The organism is Deinococcus depolymerans (assembly GCF_039522025.1).
Lineage (GTDB): Bacteria > Deinococcota > Deinococci > Deinococcales > Deinococcaceae > Deinococcus > Deinococcus depolymerans.
In genome coordinates, this window is record NZ_BAAADB010000012.1 from 157,907 (window position 1) to 181,500 (window position 23,594).

The window sequence follows — 23,594 nt, forward strand, 5'->3', positions numbered from 1 at the left end:
GGAGACACACATGAAGAATTCCTGGAAGGTCGCCGCACTGCTCGCCGCGCTCGCTGCCGGCAGCGCCTCCGCCGCCGGTACCGCCGCCGGCACGGTCATCACCAACGTCGCCGAGATCGTCTTCACCCCGGAAGGCAGCACCACGCCCACCCCGCCCATTCCGTCGAACCCGGTCACCACGACCGTCCTGCCGGTGCCCAGCTTCACCATCGTCGTCAACGACGGCAGCACCGACCGCCTGACCCCCGACTACAGCAAGCCCGGCCAGACCACCGCCGCCAAACCCGGTGACACCGTGGTCTTCCCGTACACGCTGACCAACACCGGCAACGTGCCCAACGAGAGCTACGCCCTGACCAACACCCCGGACCCCACGGCGGCCGTCAAGACCCCCGAGAACATCCGGTTCTTCCCGGTCAGCGCCGACACCAACAACGACGGCACCCTCAGCGCCGCCGAGATCGCGGCCGCCACGCCCATCACCAGCATTACCGGCGTGAACCAGGATCAGGCCGTCAAGTTCTTCCAGGTGTACACCATCCCCACCACGGCCACCAGCACCGACAAGTTCGGCGGTGACCCCACCGGCGACCGCCAGGACAACCCGGCCTTCAACAACGACCCGGCCGTGCCCCGCGACGCCAACAACTCCAACACCACCACCGTGGACCGCAAGGACGCCACCGTCATCGGTCCGAAAAACGACCCGGACGGCAACGGCACCCCCACCACGCCCCCCTACCAGAGCGCCGACACCACCCCGGTGACCATCACGCCCAGCGCCGCCGACACCCAGACCGCGCAGGCCACCACCACGACCACCACCGTCACCTTCACGAACACCGTGCAGAACACCGGCAACCGCCCCGACGTGTTCGACATCACCACCGCCCAGGCCGGCTTCCCGACCGGGACCACCGTCGAACTGCTCAAGCCCGACGGCACCCCCCTGCCCGACACCGACGGCGACGGCGTGCCCGACGTGGGCAGCCTGACCCCCGGCCAGACCGCCGACCTGCTCGTGCGCGTCACCTTCCCCGCCGGCAGCGCCCCCACGGCCCCCGGCACCCAGCCGACCGTGACGGTCACCACGACCAGCAGCAACGACCCCACCAAGAAGGACACCACCCGGGACATCGTGAACCTGCCCGGCCTGTCCTTCGGGAACCCCACCCCCAACCAGCCCGGCGGTGACCCCGCCCCGGTCGGCACCCCCGAGGCAGGCCAGCCCGGCAACCCCGGCACGCCGATCGTGCCGCCCGTCACCTGCACCGCGACCTCCCCTGACATCCGCTCCACGGTCGCCATGGAGATCGCCAACCTGGGCAGCGCCCCCGACACCTTCGACGTGAGCGGCGTGGCCCCCATCAAACTGACCGACGGCACCACCAGGAACGTCGCCGTGAAGTACTTCTTGGACACCAACGGCAACAAGGCCCTGGACGCCGGCGAGCCCGCGCTGACCGACACGAACGCCAACGGGATCGCCGACACCAATGTGCTCGCCCCCGGCGCCGAACTGAAACTGATCGCCGTGGTCGACGTGCCCTGCGCCGCCGCCGCACAGACCATCACCCTGAACCAGACCGCCAAGTCCCCCACGACCGGCGCGACCGTCACCGACAAGAACGACACCATCACGGTCGGCAAGACCGTGGTCGCCGCACCCACCAAGACCGTCGACAAGGCCGAAGCCAGACCCGGCGACACGCTGACCTACACCATCGTCGGCAAGAACACCAGCAACGCCAACGTGACCAAGGCCTTCATCAGGGACACGCTGCCCGCCAACACCACCTACCTGAGCTTCACGGCCACCAGCAGCGCCACCGGCGCCATCCTGTACTCCACCAACGGCACCACCTGGAGCGCCGCGCCCATCGCCGCCCCCCAGGCAGACGGCGTGACCGTCTACGCCGGCGTGGACACCAACGGCAACGGCACCATCGACACCGGCGACATCCTGACCCCCGGCCAGACCATCACCGGCACCTTCAAAGTCACGGTGAAATAAGGCCCGCCGGCGCGCCCCGGCCCCGTGGTGCGGGGCCGGGCGCGCCGCCCCCCACGGGGGAGTTCCACATTTCACCCGACTCCCTCTCCGCCTTCTCCCACAACAAGAGACGCCAGTTTTTCAGTGCTCAGACATTCCTCCGGGAGGCAACGTGCGAAAACCCTCTGTGCTCCACACGCTGACAGCGCTGCTGCTGACCCTGGTCGCACCGGCGAACGCAGCGGGCACGGCAGCCGGGACCGTGATCCAGAACGCCGCCGTTCTTGAATTCACGCCGGAAGACGGCCCGCCCACATCCATTCCCACCCCGCCCGTCCAGACGACCGTCACGGCCGTGTGCGCCGCCAGCGTCCTGCCCAACGGTACGGTCGCCGCGCCGGGACAGAGCTTCGACCTGCTGCCCGGCGAGAGCGCGGTGCTGCGCTACGTGGTGGGCAACACCGGGAACGCCCGCAACACCCTGAACCTGCGCGTCAGCGACGCCGCCTCGCAGTTCACGCCCGGCGCCCTCACCCTTCACGAGGACGCAAACGGCAACGGCCAGATCGACCCGAACGAACCGCCCATCACAGCCCTCAGCCTGGGTGCCGACGAGACCCGCCCGGTCCTGGTGCGCGTCACGACCGCCGCCGCCAACCGCGGCAGCGCCTACCTGAACCTGATCGCCGACTGCGCCACGAACACCGGCGGCCGCCCCGGCGAGACCGACGACGACAACGTCGCGCGCGTACGCGTGGGCGAACCGCCGGTCCTGACGCTCGGCAAGACCTTCACGCCCGCCGTCATCCGCCCCGGCCAGGACACCCTGGTGACCCTCACCGCCCGCAACGCCGGCCAGGGCCCCTCGCGGCCCGTGACCGTCACGGACTTCCTGAACACCCCCGCCATGCGCGACTTCGTGTTCCGCAGCGCCAGCGCCGCCCTGACGGGGGGCGGCGTGATCGAGTACAGCGCCGACGGCACCAGCTGGTCCGCCACTGAAACGGCCCCCGTCGCGGCCGTCCGCGCCCGCGCCGACAGCCTCGCGCCCGGCGAGAGCCTGACCCTGACCTTCCGCCTGACCGCGCCCGACACGGACCTCGGCACCCGCCGCAACGTCGCGCAGCTGCGCAGCAGCGACGTGAGCGTGGACGCCCCGGCCGACGTGACCGTGCGCTTCACGCCCAGCATCGCCCTCGGGCCGATCAGCAACCCCGAAGCGCTGCCCGGCGGTGAACTCAGCGCCGACGACAAGCAGGTGCGCCAGAACGCCCTGCTCGGCCAGGAAGTCTGCTTCCCGCACACCGTCAAGAACCTCGGGGACCGCCCGGACACCATCACCATCACCGGCCGCATCGCGCTCGGCGAGGGCAGCGTCCGCTTCACCGAACGCGACGGCACGCCCATCACCGAACCGTTCCGCGTGCCGGACCTCGCCCCGCAGGGCACCCGGGACTTCAATGCCTGCTACGTCACCACCCGCACCGGCAGCAGCAGCGCCGCCGAGGACCTGCGCGCCGAACTGACCGCCCGCAGCAGCCGCGGCGCCGCCGACAACCTGACGGTCGACTGCATCCTGAACGTCTCCGCGAACCTGCTGGCCCCTGTCAAGACCGGTGACGCCGGCGAGGGACTGGTCGCGCCCGGACAGGTCATCACCTACACCCTGAGCTTCCAGAACCGCCAGACCTTCCCGCTGACGAACGTGGTCCTGCGCGACAACCTGCGCCGACTGCAGATCCTGAACGCCACCGGACAGGTCACCCGCACCGACCGTCTGGACTTCGTCTCGGCCGACCAGGGCGGCACGCCCGAAGGGGACGAGATCGTGTGGCGCTTCGCGCGCCTGAACCCCGGCGACAGCGTCACCCTCACCCTCAGGGCCCGCGTGCCCGCCAGCACCCCGGACGGCGCGCGCATGGTGAACACCTTCACCGTCAGCAGCAGCGAGGTGCCGGAACCCACCCCCTCGAACGAGGTCGTGAACGGCGTGTTCGACGCCGCCAACCTGACCCTGGTCAAGACCAGCAACCCCGCCACCGTCGCCTTCGGGCAGACCATCACCTACACCTTCACCGTCACCAACCGCAGCGCCACCGCCGCCCTGCAGGAGATCCGGGTCACGGACAACCTGCCCGCCGGACTGAACTACGTCAGCGGCAGCAGCCGCCTGAACGGCGCCGAGATCATCCCGACTGTCACGGACCGCGAGTACGTCTGGCTGATTCCCGGCCTCGCGCCCGGCGCGACCGCCGTGATCACCTTCGACGCCATCGTCACGCCCGACGCCGGCACGCAGATCCGCAACAGCGCCGTCGCCACCGCCATCAGCAACGACGGCGAGACCAAGACGCCGCCCAGCAGCGCCCTGAACACCATCGACCCGCTGATCTTCGGCCGCAACACCGCCGACCTCGTCGGGTACGTGTTCCTCGACGTGAACCGCAACGGCACGTATGACCGCGGCACCGACATTCCCTGCCAGAACGCCCGCGTGATCCTGGCCGGCGGCCGCACCGCCCTGACCGACGCCGAGGGCCGCTACCACTTCCGCAACCTGCTTGAAGGCACGGCCGCGCTGCGCCTGGACCCCAACTCGGTCGCCGCGCAGAACATCAGCGTCCCGCAGGACGCCGGCCGCCCCGGCAGCCGCCTGGTGTTCGTGCGGAACCTGACCAGCGTGGACTTCCCGCTGGCCCCGCAGGCCGGTGACATCGCCGTGATCCGCGACACCACCCTGCGCGTGTCGAGCAGCCTGCCCGGCCAGCCGGCACGCACCCTGCTGATCCGCAAGCAGGTGTTCATGACCGACGTGCCCGGCGAGTACCGCACCCAGCTGATCCTGAACGCCAGCGCGGACTTGGGCGGCGTGACCGTCACGGACCCGCTGCCGCAGGGCGCGGTCCTGACCGACGGGCAGAACACCCTGACCTACGACACGCTTGCCAGCGGGGAACGCGCGGTGACCTACCGCTTCCGCTGGGCAGGCGACCCTAAAGGCGCCGTCACCGACCCGACGGCCAGCTGGAGGTACTGAGTGAAACGCGCCATCACCACCCTGACGGCGGCCCTCCTCGGTTCGGCAGCAGCGCAGGAAATCGCCACGTCCCTGCCCCTGACCTCCGTCGGCAACAAGCTGATGTGGACAGTGGGCGACCAGGACCTGAGACTGATCGTGGGCCTCAGTTCCCGCGTGCAGCTCGACGTGTACGGCGCTCAGTTCGACCCGCAGGACTACCGCAGCGACGACTACTACGGAGACGAGAACTACTCCACCGAACGCCCCAAGGCCCCGGTCAGTTCCACCTTCACGCTGCTGAACGCCGACGGGAAGACCGTCCGTGAACAGACCTTCGGCGTGGGCGCCCAGGACTGGCAGGCCTTCCTGAACGACGACCTGCCCGCCGGCACCTACACCCTGAAGGTCCGCACCGAAGGCAACGGCAAGAACACCTTCGCCTTTCGCCTGAACTCCATCAGCGCCGCCGTCGAGGCCGACCACCTGAACGTCACCATCCGCAGCGGCGACTGGGTGCCGGCCCTGAACGTCGCCAACCCCGGCGGCCCCATGGGCATCCGCATGTACGACGGCGACGGCCCCGGCGAACTGGAAGCCGAACTGCGCGACGCGCAGGGCAACGCCTACCCCGTCAAGGTCAGCGGTCAGTTGCAGTGGGACGACATCAAGGTTCCCGAGGCCGCCGGGAACTACACCCTGTACCTGCGCCAGCCGAAAGACACCTACCAGTACTCCAACTCGGTCGGCTTCGAACTCACGACCGGGCCCATCAAGATCGTCACGGCCGACACCACCGGCCGCCTGGACATCAGGGCCGAACTGGTGCTGCCCGACGAGACCCTGCCCACCCAGGCGACCGTCACGGTCGGCGAGCAGGCCTACAACGTGCAGGGCAGCGCCGGACCGTTCACGCTGCCCGCCAAGGAGTACCCGGTGACGGCCGAACCGGTCAAGGGCGCCGAGGTCACCCTGAACGCCCCGGCCGTCACGGTCGTCAGGAAGGAAACGGCGCACGTGGCCGTGCAGGTCAAACCCAGCATGGCCCTGAACTTCGAGGCCGACCGGCCCGAGGTCTGCGTGGGGGACGTCGTGACCTTCACCGCGCGCGCCACCACCGACTTCGAGCGGCAGGCCCTGCCCGCCAGCCTGCGCGTGAAACTCCCCGAGGGATTCACCGCTGCCGGTGAGACGACCGTCACGGCCCGCGTGGACGCCGCCAACCCCGGCCTGCTGCGCTTCGAGGCCAAAGCCGAGGCCGCCGGGAGCGGCACCTTCACCGCCACCCTGGCCCCCTGGAACAAGACCCAGAACCTGAACGTGCGGGTGCTGCCCACCGCCACGCAGATCGAACTGCGCCGCGCGCCGCTGCCCGCCACGCTGCCCGGCGAGACCGTCACGGTCACCCTGACCCTGAAGAACACCAGCGGCGCGCCCGCCCCCTATGAACTGACCGACGCGCCCGGCGAGACCCTCGAAGCGCTGGACCCCACCACCTTCAGCGGCGAACTGCAACCCGGCGAGGAAAAGACCCTCAGCTACCGCGCCCGCGTCAAGGGCGACGGCGGCGAGCAGGGTCAGCTGAGCGCCACCCTGAGCAGCAACTGCGGCAGTCAGCAGGTCGTGACCGGCACGCAGACCGTCCAGACCCCGCCGCCGCCCACCCCGACCCCGGTGGTGGCCGTCACGCGCGAGAGCACCGTCCGCATTCCCTTCGACGTGCCCAGCACCAAGAACGCCAACCAGGTCATCGTGGCGCACCAGCCGCCCGCCGGGGGCAGCTACGTGCCGGGCAGCAGCCAGCTGAGTGGCCGGCCCATCGCCGACCCGCAGGCCGGACCCAGCGGCCGTTACTACTGGACCACGCCCGGCGCGGCGCGCGGCGTCCTGACCTACCGGGTCACGCACGAGGGCAACCTCCCGGCGCTGGCCAGCCCCACCCTGGTCGGCCGTTACGCCGGCGGTCAGTTGAACGTCCTGGTCGGCGACGGCAACCTAGACGACCTGAACACCCTCAGCAACGTGACGGTCGCCCCGGCCGTCCCCGAGAACGCCGGCCCGCTGAAACTCCCGCTGGACGGCACGGTCTACCGCGAGCGCGACCGGATCACCGTCGCCGTGGAAAGCCCGGCCGACAGCGCCGCGCTGCCCAGCGTGAACGGCGTGCCCGTGGACCCCGCCACCCTGGGCCGCAAGAGCGTGGACGCCGCCACCGGCACCCAGCGTCAGGAGTTCTACGGCCTGCCGCTGCGCACCGGCGAGAACACCGTCACCTTCGGCGACCAGACGGTGCGGGTCTTCCTGGCCGGCACCCCGGTCCGCGCGGACCTGAAGGCCGAGCAGCTCGTCGCGGACGGCGTCACGCCCATCCGCATCGCCGTGCGCCTGACCGACGCGGCCGGCCTGACCACCGCCAGCAGCAACGTGACCGTGCAGACCAGCCTGGAACCCACCCAGGGCGACGCCCGCCCCCGCGTCGGCAGCTACCAGGTGAAACTGGTGGACGGCGAGGGCGTCCTGGAACTCGAACCGCTCTCCGCACCCACCCGCTTCGACGTGCGGCTGCTGCTGGGCGACCGGGTCGTCAGCAAGGCCTTCGAGGCGCTGCCCAGCAAGACCCGCGTCGGGATCGGCATGGTCAGCGTCGGCGCGCTGCTGCAGGGCAGCGGCGCCGTGTCCGGCGAGGCGCGCGGCCAGGGTTACCTGGAAACGCCGATCGGCGAGGGCAAACTGTACGTCGCGGCCAGCGGCGGCCTGAACGCCGAACGCAGCGCCGCCGGCGTCACCAGCGTCGCGCAGGACCGCGCGCAGGGCCTGCCGACCAGCAGCCCCCTGGACCGCTACCCGAACCTGGGCGACAGCAGCAGCGAGAGCTTCCCGCTGCAGGGCATCGACCCGGTCGCCGTGCGCTACGAGCACCCGGCCTTCAACGTGCAGTACCGTCAGGCGCCCCTGCCCGTCGACGTGTTCAACCTGGGCATCACGCCCACCGCCCTGAGCGGCTTCACCCGCAGCAACCCGCAGGTGTCGGGCTTCGTGGCGGCGCTGCCCGGCGACCTGGTGCGCCGCACCCTGGACGCCCCCGGCACCCGCGTCCTGACCCTGCCCGACAGCGGCCTGCAGCCCGACAGCGAGACGGTGGAACTCGTGACCACCGACCCGCGCACCGGCGAGCAGCGCGTCCGCGCCCTGGCCCGCCTGAGCGACTACACCCTGGACGCCAGCGCCGGCGTGCTGTACTTCCAGCGGCCGGTGGACCTGGTGGACAGCGAGGGCCGCGCCCAGCAGGTGCGCCTCAGCTACCGCCTGAACAACCCGCTGGGGGCGCGCACCCTGGCCTGGGGCGCCCAGGCCACCTACCGCGTCAGCGACAGCCTGAGCGCCTCGGCGGCCGCCGTGCAACTCGACGGCGTGACCAGCGTGGGTGTCCGCGCCCGCTACAGCGCCGACCAGAGCCGCGCGGACCTGCTCGCCGCGTACGCCGGGGGCGGCGCCCTGGTGGACGCCAGCGCCAGCCTGACCGGCGAGCGGCTGGGCGTGAACGCCAGCCTGCACTACCAGGGCGCCGCCTACAGCGGCCTGAACGCCTCGGCCACCGGTCTGGGCGTCACGGCCGACGCCAACTACAAACTCACGGACCGCCTGTCCGTCGCGGCGGCCGCCGCCTACAGCAGCGTGCCCGGCACCGACAGCGCGCCCAGCAGCGGCGGGCACGCCGACCTCAAAGGCCTGTACAGCTTCTCGCCCTTCACCCTCGGGGCCGGCATCCGCGCCGGGTTCGGGAACGAGCAGGGACTGGCCGGGATTCTCAGCGCCGCCTACAACCAGGGAGGCCTGAGCGTCAGCGCCGAGCATGCCCAGGCGCTGAGCGGCCAGCAGGACAGCGCCACCACCGTCAAGGCCAGCGTTCCCGTCACCGAGAACGTCACCCTGACCGCCCGCGACGACATCAACTGGGCCAAGGGCCACCGCGCCAGCCTGGGCCTGCAGTCCCGCCTGGGCATGACCAACCTGAACGTCCACTACGACCTGCCCGGCGCGGACGGCTGGGGCAACCGCGCCCGCTTCGGCGCGGACACCACCCTCCCGCTGAACGACACCACCAGCCTCGGCGTCAACGGCAGTTACCTGCTGGACCTCGACGGGAACGCCGAGAACACCAGCGGCTGGAACGCCGGCGTGGCCCTGCGCTACAAGACCGATCACCTCAGCGGCACGCTCGCCGCCGACGCCGCCACCACCGGCGGGAACTTCAGCGTGGCCCTCAAGGGCGGCGCCAGCTACCGCCTGAACGAGCAGCTGACCCTCAGCGCCGACGGCACCCAGGTGTTCGGCGCCGACAGCGGCAGCAACTACGCCGCGTCGGCCGCGCTGCGCGCCGGACAGTGGCAGGGCCTGGCGTACCTGCGCTACCGCGACGGCGCGCTGGCCGGCAACACCCCGGAACTGATCGGCGAGGCGAACGTGGAATACCACGTCCCGCGCTACGCCGTGCGCGCCGGCATCGCCGGCCGCAGCCTGCTCGACCAGCCGGGCAGCGCCACCTACCAGGGCTCCGTGAGCGGCACGTACTACCTGACCGAGCAGTTCGGTCTGGGGCTCGCTGCGCGCGGCCTGATCCAGCCGGCCACCGGTTCGACCCTGCTGAGCCTGGGCGTGGAAGGCAGCTACCGCGCGCTGCCCGGCACCTGGGTCACGCTGGGCTACAACCCGGTCGGCTTCCAGGGCATCGGCACCAACATCTACACCCGCCAGGGCCTGTACCTGCGCTTGGACCTGACCCTCGACGACGGTCAGGCGAACGGCGTGCCCCTGGACTCGACCTCGCCACCTTCACCGGGCACGCCTGCCAACGGGGGAGGCCGCTGATATGGGACACCGCATGCATGCCCTCCTGACCCAGCTGAAACGCGCCGCGACCCTCGCGGTCACCGCCACCGGCCTGCTCGCCAGCGTGGCGGGCGCCACCACCTGCACGCCCACCAGTCCCTGGAAAGAACCCTTCGGCAGCAACACCTCGCGCAGCGTCATCCGCAACCACGCCTACACCAGCGACGTGAACACCGTCACCCGCACCGCCGGCAAGTACACCTTCTGGAACAGCATCGACCACACCGGCGACGGCGGGTACGCGCTGTACCTGAACGTCACCACGGCCAGCGCCGCCCCGATCCTGCTGTACGAGCAGGCGCTGACCGTCCCGGCCGGCGCGGACCTGTCCTACCAGCACTACGCCCGCACGCACTCCGCCTCGCCCTCACGCCTGCGCTACGCCTTCTTCGACACGGCCAGCGGCGCGCTGCTCGCCAGCCGCGACGGCAGCACCCTGACCACCAGTTACACCCAGGAGACCCTGCCGACCTTCCGCTCGAACACCACCCAGGTGACCCTGCGCATCTACAGCCTGAACAGCGGCGTGACCGGGGACGCGAACGTCCTGAAACTCGACGACCTGAAACTCAGCTGCCCGGTGCCCGCCAGGCCCAGCCTGACCCTCACCAAGACCGGCAACGGCCCCTGGACGGTCGGGCAGGCCGGCGCCACCTACACCCTGAGCGTCAAGAACACCGGCACCGTCGCCACCAGCGGCGCGGTCACGGTCCGGGACCTGCTGCCCACCGGCATCACCGCGCCCGCCAGCTTCACGGCCGGCACCTGGACCTGCACGACCAGCGGCCAGAGCGTCACCTGCACCGGCACGCCCAACCTCGCCGCCGGCAGCAGCAGCTCGTTCACGCTGCCCGTGCAGGTGCAGGGCGCGGCGGTCGGCAGCGTCACCAACCGCGCCAGCGTCGGTGGCGGCGGCGACCCCGACCCCATCCCCGACCCGGCCGGCTGCACGGCCACCGGCGGTCAGTGCGCCGTATACACCACGACCGTCTCTGCCCCACCCCCCGCACCCGTCACCGGCGTGTGCAGCGCGACCACTCCCTTCGTCCAGACCTTCAATGCCAGCGGCCCCAGCGGCGAGGTCCGCAACCACGACTACCGCAGCGACGCGGGCGTCGTGAACGCCACGGACGGCACCTACACCTTCTGGAAGGACATCGACCACACCGGCAACGGCGGCTTCGCGCTGTTCATGAACATCGCCAGCTTCGAAGGCCGGAACGGCGGCACCCTGACCACGCCGGGCCTGCTGTACGAACAGCGGATCACCGTGCCGGCCGGCGCCGAGATCAGCTACTCGAACTGGGTCCGCAGCCACTCGAACACCGCCACCCAGCTGCGGTACGTGTTCCGTGACGCGGGCGGCGCCGTCCTGCAGCAGTTCGACGGTGCGGTCGCCACCACCAGCTACACCCAGCAGACCGTCCCGACCTTCACCAGCCCCGGCCCGCAGGTCACGCTGCAGATCCTGACCCTGAAAGACGGCACGAGCGCCGACGCGAACGTCCTGAAACTCGACGACCTGAAACTCAGCTGCCCGGTGCCCGCCAGGCCCAGCCTCACCCTCACCAAGACCGGCAACGGCCCCTGGACGGTCGGGCAGGCCGGCGCCACCTACACCCTGAGCGTCCGGAACGAAGGCCCCGGCGTCAGCAGCGGCCTGGTCACGGTCCGGGACCTGCTGCCCACCGGTATCACCGCGCCCGCCAGCTTCACGGCCGGCACCTGGACCTGCACGACCAGCGGCCAGAGCGTCACCTGCACCGGCACGCCCAACCTCGCGGCCGGCAGCAGCGCGGACCTGACCTTCGGCGTCAGCGTGGGCAGCGCCGCCAGCGCCACCCCCACCATCACCAACCGCGCCAGCGTCGGTGGCGGCGGCGACCCCGACCCCATCCCCGACCCGGCCAGCTGCACGGCCACCGGCGGTCAGTGCGCCGTGTACACCACCAGCGTCACGGTGCCCGTCACGCCCCCCACCTGCCCGCGCATCTACGCGCTGACCATCGCCAGCGGCAGCGGCGCCAGCGACGTGAACGGCATCGCCATCCGCGAACTGGACGAGCTGACGAACACCCTGGGCGCCACCATCGCCACGCTGCCCGACAACACCAACTCGGCCACGCTGGCCGTGTCCACCAACGCCCGCCGCTTCTTCGTGGCCGACCAGAACAACCGCCTGCGGATCTTCGACACGGTCCTGGGCACCTGGAGCGCCGGCGATATCTTCAGCGGCGTCACCGACCGACTGGTCCGCATGACCGTCACCAGCACCGGCACCGGCTACGCCATGGACTCCGGGCGGAACCTGTGGCGTTTCGACACGGCCAGCCCCTACACCGTCACGGCCCTCGGGCAGCTGAGCGCCACGACCGCCAGCGCCCCCAGCTTCAACGTCAACGGCGACTTCTTCGCCGACAGCAGCGGCAAACTGTACATGATCAGCAGCGCCACCGGTTCGGCCACCATCGACCTGTGGCTGGTCATCCCCACCACCCTGCGCGCCGAGTACCTGGGCCGCCTGAGCAACCCCGCCACCGGCTCGCAGTTCAACGGCATCGCCGCCAGCCCCAACGGCATCTACGCCCGCGACAACCAGGGCCGCCTCGTGAAGATCGACCTCGCGGACGTCAGTTACACCGCGGTCGGCAGCACCACCCTGGGCTCCACCGACCTGGCCAGCTGCACCTTCCCGGTCATCGCGCCGTCCCTGAGCGCCGTCAAGAGCGTCAGGAAGGTCGCGGGAACTACCGGTGACAAGGTGCAGCCCGGCGACACCCTGGAGTACCGCGTGGTCATCCGCAACAGCGGCACCCTGCCTGCCGGGGGCGTGACCTTCCAGGACGCCCTGCCCGCCGGGACCGCCTACGTGCCCGACAGCGCCCGCGTGAACGGCTTCACCACCACCGTCACGGGCCAGAACGCCACCAGCCTCGGCGGCGCCGCCTACCCCTTCGCGCAGCCGGTCGGGATCTGCAGTCAGGGCGCCGCCGCCTGCGACACGCAGGTCCTGAAGATCGACTCCACGCCCGCCACGCTGGACAACGAGGCCGTCGTGACCTTCCGCGTGACCGTGGTCAGTCCCTTCACGCTCGATCCCGCGCAGGTGCGGAACGTGGCGCGCGTGGACTTCACGGGCGGCCCCGGCGGCGGCGTGCCCAGCAACGAGGTCGTGACGCCCGTCTTCCAGCCCGCCAGACTGACGGTCGCCAAGACCGTCCGGAACGTCACGCGGAACAGCGCAGTCGGCACGGCCGGCGAGGGCAACCCCGGCGACGTGCTGGAATACTGCATCACCACCACGAACGTCGGCGGGCTGAACGCCACCAACATCATCTTCAGCGACGTGGTGCCCGCCAGCACCAGCTTCGCCACCGCCGGTTTCGGCGCCGGCAGGGACATCCGCCTGAGCGCCGCGGGCACCGAGGTGTTCTACACCGCCGCCGCCGACACCGACGCCGGGCAGCTGAAGGACGGCCGGGTGCTCGTGCAGGACGGCAGCTTCGTGCTGGCCCCCGCGCAGAGCGTCACGGTCTGCTTCCGGGCGACCATCCAGTAGGCCACCGGACGCGACCCGCGCGGGCCACCCGATCCACGGGGTGGCCCGCGTTCATGTCGCCTGAAGTTGGGGCGCACGCCTACCGTCCCGGCTGCCGCGCCGGGAGACAGTCGGGTCATGCTGGGCGGAACGCAACTGGTGTGGTTCAAGAAGGACCTGCGCGTGCACGATCACGCGCCGCTGGTCGAGGCGGCGCGGCGCGGCCCGGTCCTGCCGGTGTTCATCTACGAACCCGAACAGCTGACGCACGAGGAGTTCGCCGGGCACCACCTGACGTACCTGAACGGGTCCCTGCGCGAACTGAACGCCAGCCTGCGCGCCCTGGGCACCCCGCTGGTCGTGCGGGTGGGCGAGGCGGTCTCCGTACTCGACGAACTGCGCGGGGCGCATGGTGTGACGGCCGTGTGGGCGCACGAGGAGACCGGCAACGGCGTGAGTTTCGCTCGGGACCGTCGCGTGCGGGCCTGGGCGCGGGCACGCGGCCTGCCCATGACGGAACTGCCGCAGAACGGCGTGATCCGCCGCATGCGCAACCGCGACGGCTGGGCCGCCACCTGGGAGGAACGGCTGGGCGCCCCGCAGGTGCCCGCGCCCGCGCAGCTGGGTGGCGTGGACGCCGACCCCGGCGGCCTGCGCACCCACGCCGAACTGGGCGTGCCCGCTGGCGCGAAGACCATCCCGCCGGGGGGCCGCGCCGCCGCGCTGGACACCCTGGAGTCCTTCCTGACGGCGCGCGGCGTGAACTACATGCGCGAGATGAGCAGCCCCCTGAGTGCCGAGGCCAGCTGCTCGCGCCTGAGTGCGCCGCTGGCCTTCGGGACCATCTCGCTGCGCGAGGTGCTGCAGGCGACCCGCGTGCGTCTCGCGCAGGTGCGGGGCGACCCCGACGCCGACCCGCGCTGGGTGCGGTCCCTGCGCTCCTACGAGTCACGATTGCACTGGCACTGCCACTTCATGCAGCGCCTGGAAAGCCAGCCGGACATGGAATTCCGCACCCTGAACCGCGCCCTGGACGGCCTGCGCGAACACGAGTGGAACCCGGACTTCTACGACCGCTGGCAACACGGACAGACCGGCTACCCCCTGATCGACGCCTGCATGCGCATGCTGCGCGAGACCGGCTGGCTGAACTTCCGCATGCGCGCCCTGCTGGTCAGTTTCGCCACGCAGCACCTCTGGCTGCACTGGCGACGGCCCGGACTGTTCCTGGCCCGCGAGTGGCTGGACAACGAACCCGGCATCCACTGGTCGCAGATGCAGATGCAGAGCAGCACGGTCGGCATCAACCGCGTGCGCATCTACTCCCCGACCCGGCAGGCGCGCGAGCAGGACCCGGACGGGGTGTTCCTGCGCCGCTGGCTGCCCGAACTCGCGGACGTGCCCACGGACTTCATCCACGCGCCCTGGGAGTGGAGCGGCGCCGGACGCCTGAGCTACCCGCCGCCCATCGTGAACGAATCCGAGGCCGGCCGCCGCGCCCGCGCCCGCATCAGCGCCGCCCGCGCCAGCCCGGAATTCGAGGCCGAAGCCCGCCGCCTCTACGTGAAACACGGCAGCCGCAAGAAGGCGGACCTGCGTGCCGAAAGGAAAGCTCAGGGTCTGCCCGACAACCCCCCACCCCCCCGGCGGCCCACTGCCGTAAAAAGGAACATCATGAGCGACCAACCTGATCTGTTCGGCCTGGCCCCGGCCGCCCCGAAGGCCGTCCTGCCCGCCGGACTGCCCGACGACTGGCAGCAGGCCCTGCACGGCGAATTCAGCGCCCCGTACTTCCACGAGCTGAAGGACTTCCTGGTGCAGGAACGCCGCGCCGGCAACGTGTTCCCGCCCGCGCCGGACGTGTTCAACGCGCTGCGCTTCACCCCGCTGGGCGACGTGAAGGTCCTGATCCTGGGCCAGGACCCCTACCACCGCCCCGGTCAGGCGCACGGCCTGAGCTTCAGCGTCCGCCCCGGCGTGACCATCCCGCCCAGCCTGCGCAACATCTACAGGGAACTGACCGCCGACCTGCCGGGCTTCACCGCGCCCCGCCATGGCTACCTGCGGAGCTGGGCCGAGCAGGGCATCCTGCTGCTGAACGCCGTCCTGACCGTCCGCGAGGGGCAGGCGAACAGCCACGCCAACAGGGGCTGGGAGCACTTCACGGACGCCGTCATCCGCGCCGTGAACGACAAGCCACAGCGGGTCGTGTTCGTCCTGTGGGGCGCGTACGCCCGCAAGAAGAAGAAACTCATCACCGCACCCCAGCACATCGTCATCGAGTCCGCGCACCCCAGCCCGCTGAGCGAGGCGAAATTCTTCGGCAGCCGCCCATTCAGCCAGGTGAACGCCGCGCTTGAGGAGGCGGGTCTGACGCCCATCGACTGGCAACTGCCCATGCAGGTGACCGAATGACCTCCCGCACCGAACTCCTCGCCGGGGAGTACCTGCGCCGCGAGGGCAACGACCCCAGGAAATTCAAGTACTTCTGGCCGGACGGCACCCGCTACCGCGACAGGACCGGCATCGAACGCATCGCGAAACTCGCCGTCCCCCCCGCCTACGTGGACGTGTACGTCAGTCCCGACGCGGACGCCGAACTCCAGGCCTTCGGACGTGACGCCGCCGGACGCCTCCAGTACCGCTACCACCCGGACTTCGTGCAGGCCGGCGCACTGAAGAAATGGCAGCGCCTCACCCGCTTCGCCGGGGCGCTCGGCACCCTCAAAACCACCACCGGAGCGGACCTGCGCGCCCAGGGCCTCCCACCCCGCAAGGTCACGGCCCTCATGACCCGCCTGCTGCACGTCGCGCGGTTCCGGGTGGGCAGCGACATCTACGCCCAGCAGCACAAAACCTACGGCCTGAGCACCCTCCGGCAGCGGCACGTGAAAGTTGAGGGGAACACCGTCACCTTCCACTTCAAAGGCAAGCACGGCGTCACGCAGCACAAGGCCACCACCGACCGCACCCTCGCCGCCAACATCACCCGCCTGCTCGACCTGCCCGGCCCCTGGCTGTTCCAGACCGTGGACGAAGGCGGCAACCGCCGGCGCGTGCGCAGCAGCGAACTCAACGCTTACCTGAAAGAAGTCATCGGCCCGTTCACCGCCAAGGACTTCCGCACCTGGGGCGGCACCCTCCTGGCCGCCGAGTACCTCGCCGAGGCGGGCGTCGCCGACACCGAGAAACAGGCCCGGCAGACCCTCGTCGACTGCGTCAAATACGTGGCCGCCGACCTGGGCAACACGCCCGCCGTCACGCGCAGCAGCTACATCTGCCCCGTCATCTTCGACCGCTACCTGGAAGGCAAGATCCTCGACGACTACGAACCCCGCGCCGGCAGGACAGAAGCCGACCTGGACGGCCTGACCCGCAGCGAAGCCGCCCTGAAACGCCTGCTGGAAAGCGAGAAGACCCTCAGGACGCGGCTGAAGAAAGCGGCTTAGGATGCCTTTTTGCAGGTGAGATTAGTGGAGTGTCGAACTCAGATGGAGGTTTCCATCTCGCCACTCGGCGACGAACTCTTGTTGCCTGCTAGGCCAGGATTTTTCGATGGCTTCACGAAGAATCTCGGCGACGACGACTGGAGTAATTCGTCTGGGTATGGCCTTCCATCCTGTCCCAGGGCTTCCGTCTACTTCCCGATGGGTGCCGACGTGAAGCCAAGGATCAGAGTGTTCCGGAAATATGACTGTAATACGGACTCCGATTGAATGGCTTACAAAGCCGTTCAATCCGAGCGAAGCGAGTGGGAGAAAACCGGGTTCCGGACGTGGAGTTAACAGATCGGTGGTGTTCCGATCTGTTAACGAAACAAACGGAATCCGTATAAGACGTTCCTTCCTCTCGCTCTGGGAAACGACAGTGAGCACGCCCTGATCTGCCCCAGCATGAAATCGCCACATATATCGCTGATCGAGATGCACCAGGGTGCGGTATCCACGACGTTTCTGAGGCTGTGTCATGCTGTAACTTACAGGCTTTCTGCGTTTGGATAGAGGAGAGAAGCGAAGATTTTTACCCCAGGTCCTTGCGCATGATGACGTTCGTCGTCTGGAAGCCCAGGCCCTCGTACAGGGCCCGCGCGCCGGTGTTGTGCCCGAAGACGTGCAGGCTGATGTTCGTGGCCCCGCGTGCGGCGGCGTGCCGTTCCAGCAGCGTGAAGGCCTGCGTGGCGTACCCGCGCCGCCATTGGGGTTCGTAGACCTCGACCTCGTACACGAAGGCGGTGACGCTTCCGGCCCGCGTCTGGAGGGCGTACCACAGCACGCCCACGTCCGCGCCCTCCTGTGGGTCGTGCAGGTGAAACAGGTGGTTGTCGGGCGTGTCCGGCCCCTGCGGGAGCAGTTGCCGGAATTCGCGGTCGCCGCGTTCCGGGGCTTCCTCGGGCGTCCACTCGCCACTCGTGACCTTCTCGGCGGCGTACTGGGGCGCAGAGTGCCCGACGAAGCGTTCGAAGTCACCGGCAGTCATCGGGCGCAGGATCAGCATGAAAGCAGTGTAGGCGCGCCCGGGTGGGGTGGCGATACGCGCTCTGGCGCATGCGCGTGCCGGGTGCGGGCGGGTACGGTGGCGGGTAATGAGTGACGTTCCAGTCCGGATGCACGAGGACGAGGTGATGGTGGACGTGGCCCTGGTGTCGCGCCTTATCGTGGCGCAGTGCCCAGCGTGGGCGGGGCTGTCCCTGACCCGGATCCGCCACGCGGGGACCGACAACGCCATGTTCCGCCTGGGGGACGGGCTGGTCGTGCGCCTGCCCCGCATTGGCTGGGCAGCGGACGACGTGCATAAGGAGGCGATCTGGTTGCCGCGCCTCGCGCCGCACCTGCCGCTGCGCGTGCCGGAACCGCTGTTCGTGGGCGTGCCCGGCGAGGGTTACCCGTTCCCGTGGGCGGTGTACCGCTGGCTGGAGGGGGTGGACGCGGGCCTGGACACCGTGCATGACAGGCAGGGGCTGGCGCGGGATCTGGCAGGTTTCATCACGGCGCTGCGCTGCGTTCCGCCCCCGCCAGCAGACGCCCCGCAGGGCTCCCGCAACGGCACGCTGCAGGACCGGGACCGGGGGACCCGTGGGGCCATCGCCGACTGCGCGGGCCTCCTCGACCCCGCGCCGGTGCTGGCTGTGTGGGAGGCCGCGCTGGGTGTTCTCACCTGGGCCGGTGACCCCGTGTGGATTCACGGCGACCTGAAACCCGGCAACCTGCTGGCGCACGGTGGGCGGTTGAGCGCCGTGATCGACTGGGGCGGCCTGACACTGGGTGACCCGGCCGTCGATCTGCAACCCGCGTGGAACCTGCTGGATGCCCCGTCCCGGCAGAGTTTCCGCGCCGCGCTGGACGTGGACCCCGCCACGTGGGCGCGCGGGCGCGGCTGGGCGCTGAGCGTGTCGCTGGTGGCCCTGCCGTACTACGTGCACACGAACCCGGCGCTCGCCGCGATCTGCCGGCAGACCATCCGGGCCGTGCTGGACGAGGTGGGTTCCTGAGCCTCAGCCTGGGCGGGTCAGTTCAGGGCGCGCGTTCCGGCCGGCAGGACGCCGCCCGCCACGAGTTCCTGCGCGGCGTCCTGCAGGGCCGTCAGGGCGACCCGCTGCGTGAAGGGGCCGGTCGAGACGCGCGCCACGCCCAGCGCCTGCAACTCGCTGGCGGGCAGGCTCGCGCCGGGCACGCTGATCAGCGTCAGCTTCTGCGGCCCCAGCGCCGCGACCACCTGCTCGATCTCCTCGCGCGCCACCAGCCGGGGCACGAAGACCACGGGCGCGCCGGCCTCCAGGAACGCCTGGCAGCGGCGGATGACCTCGTCCAGCAGCGGCTGGCGCGGAGCGTCGGGTTCGGCGCGCACCAGGGCGTCGGTGCGGGCATTCAGCACGAAGTCGATCCCGGCGGCCCGGCCCGCGTCCAGCACGGCCCGCACGGCGGCCACGGCCTCGTCCAGCGGCTTCATCTGGTCTTCGAGGTTCCCGCCGACCACGCCCGCCTCGATGGCCCGGCGGGCCGTGTCGCCAGGGTTGCCGTACCCGGCCTCCAGGTCCATGCTGACCGGCAGATCCACCGCCTGCGCAATGCGGCGCACCATGTCCAGGTGCAGCTCCAGCGGGATGTTCTCGCCGTCCTTGTACCCGAAGGTCGAGGCGATGGAGTGGCTGGCGGTCGCCAGGGCGCGCACGCCGGGCACGGCGGCCACCACCTGCGCGGACACCACGTCCCACACGTTGGCGAGCGTCAGGATCTCGGGAGCGGTGTGCAGGTCGAGCAACGTGCGGGCCTTCTGGGCGAGGTCGGTCATCCCGTCAGCTTAGGGTGGCGGGTCGGGAGCGTGCCCTCAGCGTTCCTTGTCCATTCTGGCCGCCCCGGACCGCGGTTGAGAACATGCCGGGGACCGGCTCCATCGTCTGGGGCGTGCAGGACGTGGCGAGCGCGGCCGTATCACCTTGGGTCATAGGCCCTCCGAAAGTCGCTGCAATTCCCGTTCATCCGTGACTGTCACGGTGCGGCGCGTGAGGTCGATCCAGCCCAGGCGGTAGAAGTCGCCCAGCTTGCGGCTGACGATCTCCGGCACGGTGCCGAGCAGCGCGGCGAGGTCGCTGTTCGTCGGCAGGGCGTGGGGAGCAGGGGCGTGTTCCAGCAGGTACGCGGCGAGGCGTTCGCCCACGCCGCTGAACACCAGGGCGTCCAGGCGGCGGTGCGTGTCGGCGTCCCGCCGGGCGAGGTGCGCGATGACCGCTCCGGCCAGCGCGGGCGTGTGCTGGACGGCGTGCCGCACGAGGTCGGCGGGGAAGCTCAGGAGAACGGTGGGTGTGGCGAGGGCCTGGGCGTGCGCCGCGTGGCGTGTCTCGCCGCCGAGCACACTGGCGGGCTCCAGAACCTGCCGGGAACTGTCGATGCCCAGCGTGAATTCCCGTCCGCCTCGCCCCACGCGGTAGATGCGCACGCTGCCTACCGCGACGATGAACAGCGTGTCGGCGGGGTCACCCGCGCGGAAAACGGCGTCGCCTCGCCCGAAGGTCATGACCTGCGCGGGGCCTGCCAGTCCTGCCAGCGTGTCCCGGTCGGCACCCTGGAACAGGGGTGTCCGGGTCAGCAGGGACAGCGCGTCCGGGATGGGCATGGGCTGATGCTGCCACGCCGGCTGGACACGGGTACCGGTCAGAGGAAGAACGCCCGGTTCCGCGCGGTGGACGCGGCGTGCCCGGCGGGTACGTCCGAGTCCTGGAAGATCGCGCCCACGGGGCATGCGGCCGCGCACGCGCCGCAGTCGATGCATTCGTCCGGGTGGATCACGAACTGGTCGCCCGCGTCGTGGATGCACTCGATCGGGCAGACCTGGGTGCAGGCGGCGTCTTTCACGCCTGCGCAGCCGGTGGTGATCACGTAAGCCATGCGTTCAGGATGGCGGCCCGGCCCGTGGGAGGCCATGACTTTGGTTAAGGCTCCGCTGGCTGTGGCACACGCGCCCGTGCGGTCTGCCGCCTACCATCCGCGCATGACCCGAACCGTTGATCCTCCGACCACCCTGCCCCGGACGCTGGCGCGCGTGCTGCTGGGGTCGTTCATGGTGTTTGCGGGTGTGGGGCACATGACGTTCCTGCGGCAGGATTTTCAGGCGCAGGTGCCGACGTGGTTGCCACTGGACAAGGATTTCGTGGTGCTGGCGTCTGGTGTGGTGGAGGTCGGGTTCGGGGCGGCGCTGCTGGCCCTGCCCCGGCAGCGGCGGACGGTGGGGTGGGTGCTGGCGGCGTTCTTCGTGGCGATCTTTCCCGGGAACGTGTCGCAGTACCTGACGCATCAGAGTGCGTTCGGGCTGGACACGGATCAGAAACGCCTGACTCGGCTGTTCTTTCAGCCGGTGCTGATCGCGCTGGCGCTGTGGAGTACCGGGGCGTGGCCGGCGTCGCAGTCCAGGTCGCGGCGTTGATCCGGAGGGTGTCCGGGGAATTTAAGTAGAGGGCCGTGCGGCTTCTGTGAGGTTGGGCGGGGTACGGTGGGGTATGGCCATCAACTCCCGTTTCCTGAGAATGCCGCGTGTGCCCTGGGCGCCGGCTGCGGGCGGGCCGGACCTGGCCGAGACGGTCCTGAACGTGACGGACACGCTGGTCATGGTGCTGGACGCGCAGGGGTGCGTGCTGCGCTTCAACCGGGCCTGCGAGTGCCTCAGCGGTCTGGAGGCGGCGCAGGTGGTGGGCCGGGTGCTGTGGCCGCTGCTGCTGGACGAGCATGAGCAGGAGGAGGTGGCCGGGTCCTTCCTGTCCGGGCCGTTCCCGAACCGGCGTGAGCACGCGTGGCGGACCGTGCACGGCGAGCGGCGCGTGATCCTGTGGTCGAACGCCGCCGTGCTGGACCGCCAGGGACGGACGGCGCTCATCATCGCGACGGGCGTGGACGTGACCGCCGAGCGGGAGGCGCAGGCCGCCCGGCTGGAGAGCGAGGCGCGGTTCCGGACGCTGTTCGAGCAGTCCGCCGACGGTCTGGTGCTGATCGATCCGCACGATCCGGACGTGCCGTGGCGGATCGTGGACTGCAACGAGGCGTTCTGCCGCATGAACGGCTACGGGTACGAGGATCTGGTGGGCGCGTCCATCGACCTGCTTCACCCGTACCCGATGATGGCGCAGGAAGGGCCGGAACTGCTGGCCTGGATTCGCGAGGAGCAGCCGGTGCACGGCGAGGGTGCGCACCGGCACCGCGACGGCCGGGTCTTCCCGATCGAGAGTGCCAGCAGTCTGGTCATGGTGGGCGGGCGGGAACTGGTGCTCGGGCAGGACCGGGACATCTCCGAGCGTAAACGGGCCGAGGAACGGTTGCGGCAACTGGCGGCACAGATGACCTTCGACGCGCAGCATGATCCCCTGACCGGCCTGCCGAACCGGGCGCTGCTGCTGGACCGCCTGCAGCTGGAATTGCGGCGCGTGGGCCGCTCGACCGCGTGCGTCGCCGTGTACTTCATTGACCTGGACGGGTTCAAACGTGTGAATGACATGCTGGGGCACGCCGTCGGGGACGAGCTGCTGCGTGAGGTCGCGGTTCGCCTGCAGGGCTGCGTGCGCCCGTCGGACACCGTGGCCCGCCTAGGCGGGGACGAGTTCGTGGTGGTCGTGTCGGACCTGAATGGCCGCGAGGACGCCGAGCGGGTGGCCCGCCGCCTGCAGGCGGCCCTGGAACCCACCGTGAACCTGGGTGGGCAGCCGGTGGACGTGCAGAGCAGCATGGGGGTGGCGCTGCACCCGCCGGACAGCAGCCTGCCGGCGAACCTGCTGCGGCAGGCGGACATGGCCATGTACCAGGCCAAACGAGAGGGCAGGAATGGCGTGCGGTTCTTCAACTCCATGCTGGACGTGGCGGCGCACAGTCAGATGTTCACGGAGGTTCGCCTGCGGCGCGCCCTGCAGCGGCAGGCCCTGCAACTGCACTACCAGCCGCAGGTGGACGCCGAGACCGGGGCGCTGCTGGGTTTCGAGGCCCTGGTCCGCTGGACCGACGAGGAGCTGGGGGCGGTCTCTCCGACGCGGTTCATTCCGGTGGCCGAGGAGTCCGGCCTGATCGTGCCGCTGGGGCAGTGGGTGCTGAACGAGGCGTGCCGGCAGCTGGCCGAGTGGGGGCCGGGCGTGCGGGTCGCCGTGAACGTCTCGGCGCTGGAGGTCGCGCGGGACGATTTCGTGGCTGGCGTTGAACGCGCCCTGCAGCGGCACGGGGTGGGGGGCGAGCAGTTGAAACTGGAACTCACGGAGCGGCTGGCCGTGCGGGACCTGCACCGCGCGGCCCGGCATCTGTCGCAGCTGCGGGACCTGGGCGTGCGCCTGTCACTGGATGATTTCGGGACCGGGCAGTCGTCCGTGTCGACCCTGCTGAAGCTGCCGCTGGATGAACTGAAACTCGACCGTTCGCTGATCACGTCCCTGACGGACTCGCCGCAGGCGCAGCGGGTCGTGGAATCCCTGATCGGGCTGGCGCGTGGCCTGCGCCTGAACGTGATTGTGGAGGGCGTCGAGACGGCCGGGCAGCTGGACCTGCTGCGGGCCATGCGCTGCGGCGTCGTGCAGGGGTACCTGACGGGACGCCCCGCCCCGCCGGACACCTGGGCGGACCTGATCCGGACGCTCCGGGCCGACCGTACTCCCGCTGACGGCCCGCCCGTCGCGTCCGGCGGACACTGAGGGC

At 70.3% G+C, this 23,594-nt stretch carries 13 protein-coding genes; 9 read left to right on the forward strand and 4 right to left on the reverse strand.

What is annotated here, in order from left to right:
* Positions 1–10 precede the first annotated feature (10 nt).
* The 6 genes from ABDZ66_RS08040 (at position 11) to ABDZ66_RS08065 (ending at position 16,886) form a co-directional block, all read left to right on the forward strand.
* Complete coding sequence (locus ABDZ66_RS08040; RefSeq protein WP_343757575.1) at positions 11–2,014, forward strand: hypothetical protein; 2,004 nt, start codon at positions 11–13, stop codon at positions 2,012–2,014.
* Positions 2,015–2,165: 151 nt separating this feature from the next.
* The gene (locus ABDZ66_RS08045; RefSeq protein ID WP_343757577.1) at positions 2,166–5,030 is read left to right on the forward strand and encodes a DUF7933 domain-containing protein; all 2,865 of its coding nucleotides are present in this window, start codon (positions 2,166–2,168) and stop codon (positions 5,028–5,030) included.
* Entirely contained in the window at positions 5,031–9,878 is a 4,848-nt protein-coding gene (locus ABDZ66_RS08050) for an autotransporter outer membrane beta-barrel domain-containing protein (RefSeq protein WP_343757579.1), read from the forward strand.
* Between the two features lie 13 nt (positions 9,879–9,891).
* Positions 9,892–13,458: a hypothetical protein gene (locus ABDZ66_RS08055; RefSeq protein ID WP_343757581.1), complete on the forward strand. Its 3,567-nt coding sequence runs from the start codon at positions 9,892–9,894 to the stop codon at positions 13,456–13,458.
* 117 nt (positions 13,459–13,575) lie between these two features.
* Complete coding sequence (gene ung, locus ABDZ66_RS08060; protein ID WP_343757583.1) at positions 13,576–15,852, forward strand: uracil-DNA glycosylase; 2,277 nt, start codon at positions 13,576–13,578, stop codon at positions 15,850–15,852.
* Positions 15,849–16,886: a DNA topoisomerase IB gene (locus ABDZ66_RS08065; protein WP_343757585.1), complete on the forward strand. Its 1,038-nt coding sequence runs from the start codon at positions 15,849–15,851 to the stop codon at positions 16,884–16,886. Before ung ends, ABDZ66_RS08065 begins: the two co-directional genes overlap by 4 nt.
* A 571-nt stretch (positions 16,887–17,457) precedes the next feature.
* Here ABDZ66_RS08065 and ABDZ66_RS08070 read toward each other — a convergent pair.
* Positions 17,458–17,931 (reverse strand): GNAT family N-acetyltransferase, encoded by a 474-nt coding sequence (locus tag ABDZ66_RS08070; RefSeq protein ID WP_343757587.1) that lies wholly within the window; start codon positions 17,929–17,931, stop codon positions 17,458–17,460.
* 88 nt (positions 17,932–18,019) lie between these two features.
* Here ABDZ66_RS08070 and ABDZ66_RS08075 point away from each other — a divergent pair, with 88 nt between their 5' ends.
* Positions 18,020–18,925: an aminoglycoside phosphotransferase family protein gene (locus tag ABDZ66_RS08075; RefSeq protein WP_343757589.1), complete on the forward strand. Its 906-nt coding sequence runs from the start codon at positions 18,020–18,022 to the stop codon at positions 18,923–18,925.
* Between the two features lie 17 nt (positions 18,926–18,942).
* On the opposite strand, the gene ABDZ66_RS08080 is transcribed toward ABDZ66_RS08075, so the two are convergent.
* The 3 genes from ABDZ66_RS08080 to ABDZ66_RS08090 form a co-directional block, all read right to left on the reverse strand.
* Positions 18,943–19,725, reverse strand: a complete 783-nt coding sequence (locus tag ABDZ66_RS08080; protein ID WP_343757591.1) for an isocitrate lyase/PEP mutase family protein — start codon at positions 19,723–19,725, stop codon at positions 18,943–18,945.
* 150 nt (positions 19,726–19,875) lie between these two features.
* Positions 19,876–20,547 (reverse strand): Crp/Fnr family transcriptional regulator, encoded by a 672-nt coding sequence (locus tag ABDZ66_RS08085; RefSeq protein WP_343757593.1) that lies wholly within the window; start codon positions 20,545–20,547, stop codon positions 19,876–19,878.
* 38 nt (positions 20,548–20,585) lie between these two features.
* The gene (locus ABDZ66_RS08090) at positions 20,586–20,819 is read right to left on the reverse strand and encodes a ferredoxin family protein (protein WP_343757595.1); all 234 of its coding nucleotides are present in this window, start codon (positions 20,817–20,819) and stop codon (positions 20,586–20,588) included.
* A 103-nt stretch (positions 20,820–20,922) separates the two neighbouring features.
* Between ABDZ66_RS08090 and ABDZ66_RS08095 the strand changes: the two genes are divergently transcribed.
* Positions 20,923–21,354, forward strand: coding sequence for a DoxX family protein (locus tag ABDZ66_RS08095; protein WP_343757597.1), 432 nt, complete (start codon positions 20,923–20,925; stop codon positions 21,352–21,354).
* Positions 21,355–21,463: 109 nt separating this feature from the next.
* Positions 21,464–23,590 carry a putative bifunctional diguanylate cyclase/phosphodiesterase gene (locus ABDZ66_RS08100; RefSeq protein WP_343757599.1) on the forward strand — a complete coding sequence of 709 codons (2,127 nt, stop codon included), beginning with the start codon at positions 21,464–21,466 and terminating at the stop codon, positions 23,588–23,590.
* Positions 23,591–23,594 lie beyond the last annotated feature (4 nt).